The sequence below is a fragment of the Streptomyces sp. NPDC044061 genome (assembly GCF_056434305.1).
In genome coordinates this window covers 1-2,741 of the sequence record NZ_JBWKFL010000147.1, presented here as the reverse complement: position 1 = coordinate 2,741, position 2,741 = coordinate 1, and the positions used below count along the sequence as shown (strand labels likewise).

General features: G+C 66.2%; 3 protein-coding genes and 1 pseudogene. 3 read left to right on the top strand and 1 reads right to left on the bottom strand.

The features are described from left to right. The first annotated feature begins 808 nt into the window (after nt 1–808). Both AC07CM_RS50635 and AC07CM_RS50630 read left to right on the top strand, forming a co-directional pair. Nucleotides 809–1,024, top strand: a complete 216-nt coding sequence (locus AC07CM_RS50635; protein ID WP_478882427.1) for a hypothetical protein — start codon at nt 809–811, stop codon at nt 1,022–1,024. Between the two features lie 264 nt (nt 1,025–1,288). Next, entirely contained in the window at nt 1,289–1,624 is a 336-nt protein-coding gene (locus AC07CM_RS50630) for a hypothetical protein (RefSeq protein ID WP_478883318.1), read from the top strand. On the opposite strand, the pseudogene AC07CM_RS50625 reads toward AC07CM_RS50630, so the two are convergent. Next, nucleotides 1,593–1,904: pseudogene (locus AC07CM_RS50625) on the bottom strand (transposase); the annotation flags it as partial. The gene AC07CM_RS50630 and the pseudogene AC07CM_RS50625 overlap by 32 nt on opposite strands. A gap of 184 nt (nt 1,905–2,088) precedes the next feature. Here AC07CM_RS50625 and AC07CM_RS50620 point away from each other — a divergent pair. Continuing rightward, the gene (locus AC07CM_RS50620) at nt 2,089–2,499 is read left to right on the top strand and encodes a Zn-ribbon domain-containing OB-fold protein (RefSeq protein ID WP_478883317.1); all 411 of its coding nucleotides are present in this window, start codon (nt 2,089–2,091) and stop codon (nt 2,497–2,499) included. Nucleotides 2,500–2,741 lie beyond the last annotated feature (242 nt).

Genomic DNA, 2,741 nt, shown 5'->3' with positions numbered 1-2,741 from the left:
GGCTCGACCGGCACACCGCCGATCACCAGGAAGAATCCTCCGCCAGCCCGGCGCCGTGATCAACCCCCGAAAGACTTCCGGACGAGACCACTTAGCTGACAGAGACGCTGCCGCATGTTCGCATAGCCGGCCCTTGCTGATGCTCGACCACGATGACGGGCCCGAGCTTTCCTGCTGGTTCACCCGTACCCGGCGACACCCGCCAGCCCGAGCGGGGTCGGGTCTACCGTCGATGCCGGAGCCGCAATAGCCGAGGTTGGCCGGGTGAGGGGCGTGCCCGCAGACCTGAGTGGCGAAGCCGTACAGGCGCGGGAGCAGGACCCGCCTCCCACGGCAGTCCCCTCGCTGACCCGGCCACAACCGCAAAGCGCAGCGGCCAAGAAGACCAGAAAATGTTGAACGGCTAATGGAAGACCGGATGCCGTGAATCTTCACAGCGACTGTGCAACGGAGGCACGAGTGACGGCGGGTGGGTATGGAGATCTGCGCGGCGGTGCACTGTTCGCGTGGAGTGTCCCGTTCGGAACGACTGTGGCAACCACAGTCACTTCAGGATGTCGCAAAGCATGTAGAGAAACTGCTCCCCCTTCGTGCCCGCGCACACACATATAGGTAACCCGGAAGTTCAACAGCCTTGGCCCTGGCGCCCGTTGAAGAGATGACCGGTGCAATCCGTGGTTTGATCATTAACGCTGCGGGTGGAGCGAGGAATTCCGGAAACGGACGCCGCACACCCACGGCCGCGACGGCTCGCCATCCCCAGCGAGACCGCCCCTTGTGCCACACCCATGCGAAGGGAAGTCCCGAAATGAACTCCGCTCTCCAGACCGCCGAGATCTCCGACGCCGACCTCGACGACGTCGCCGGCGGCCTGAGCCCGCACGCCAGCGTCTTCGCCGGAGCCACAGTGATCAGCGATCAGGACATCCTCGGCCAGGCCCAGGCCGCCACCGCCGGGGCCGTCGGCACCGCCCAGGGCACGCTCGGCCAGTACCACCAGGCCGGCGCCTTCGTCTCCTTCTGAGCCCCGGCGCCAAGGACGGAACCGCTGACGGCAAGGCATAAGGCCAGCTCCACAGGACCCCGTGCCACACAGCCCTGCCCCGATGCACCCGGCAGCCCGCATCCAACAGCCGGAATTCGTTAAGCAATCCGCCGCGTGTTTGCGTGTCCAATCCCCCCGGTGGATACGCAAACACGGTGAGGGCCCGAGCACCCTGACTGGCTCGGGCCCTCACCCATACCCGCCACACCCCTCGCCCAGGTGCGGCAGCCTCTCGGCTACACAATGGTCCGCATCACCGAATCGCCAGGCTCGTCGCAGTGGGACGAACAGGTCGTCGACCTCGAGACCCTCGTTGTCGACGAAGGCACCCCGGCTGCGGCATGGGCCACAACCCTCCTATCGGCTGCCCGCGACCATCAGGCCCAGCACGGCGTGAAGGTCACGAACACCTCCGTGCTTGCCGACAACGACGCTGCCCTCCGCCTCTCCGAACGCGAGGACGCCACCGGATTCGTCGGTAGCGTGAATATGCCAACCGGCGGCCGGCGCCCCAGGTTCTCGCATGGCGAGGATGGCCTAAGAGCTCCTAACAAAGGCGTCGGACGTGTCGGTGGGTGATCAGGCAGGTCGCAAGGCCGAGGAAGGCCTCATGGATGTCGTCCCGTCGCTCCCACCGGATCCGTAGGCGGCGAAATCCGTGCAGCCAGGCGATGGTGCGCTCGACCACCCAGCGGAAGATGCCCAGGCCAGAGCCGTGCTCCACGCCTCGTTCGGCAATGACCGGGCGGATACCGCGCTGCCACAGAAGGCGCCGGTACTTGTCGTGGTCGTAGCCACGGTCAGCAACAAGCGCGTCGGGCCGGTGTCTGGGCCGGCCGACTACGCCGGCAACCGAGGGGGGTAGGTTCTCGCGGACACCCAGCCGTCCGGGCCGCATCACCCGTTTGGTACGGAGTCCTGTACACGTGGAACTGAGTGCCATAGCCTGTGGTGGTGCACGGTGGCAGCGCATCCCCCGCGCAGGCAGGCACGGATGCCCCGCGCACGCGGACTTACCGGCCAAGTGCAGGGAGTTAACCAGCATGAACCACCGCTCAGGAAACACCGCTCATCCGACGGCCGCCGCCGCGACCGGCCTCATCGAGCTCGAACACCGCGAGGCGGAAGCCATGTACTTCCAGCGCTGCACATGGTGTGCCATGGCCACATACCACCGGGTGCTCTGTCCGGCCTGCGGCAGCAGCGACCTGCGGACCGAACGCAGCGACGGCACAGGCACCATCCGGCACTCCACCGTCGTACACCGCAACACACCCGCTGCGCGCAACATGTCACTGATAGAGATGCGCGAGGGTTTCGTCGTCCGCGGCAGGGTCATGGGCCCGCTCATCACCATCCACAGCGGCGACCGGGTACGAATATCCACCGCACAGGACCCGATACGAGGCGAGCCCGTCTTCCAGCTACTGGACCAGTGCCGCACCCAAACCTGACCGCTGCCAGCCAACCCCGGGGCAGCGGGCAATCAGGACGACCAGGGCCCTCTTCGGCACGGTAGCGGACACTCAAACGACCTCCAGACAGCAACCTGCTCCCCCGCAAACAAACACACGCCAAGGCGCAACAAGCACGGGCCTACGCTGGTGTACGCCGACGAATCGAAGCTACAGGGAGCCGACGTGTCCGCAGTCGCACCCGACGGACGCAAGATGCTGCGCCTGGAGGTCCGCAACAG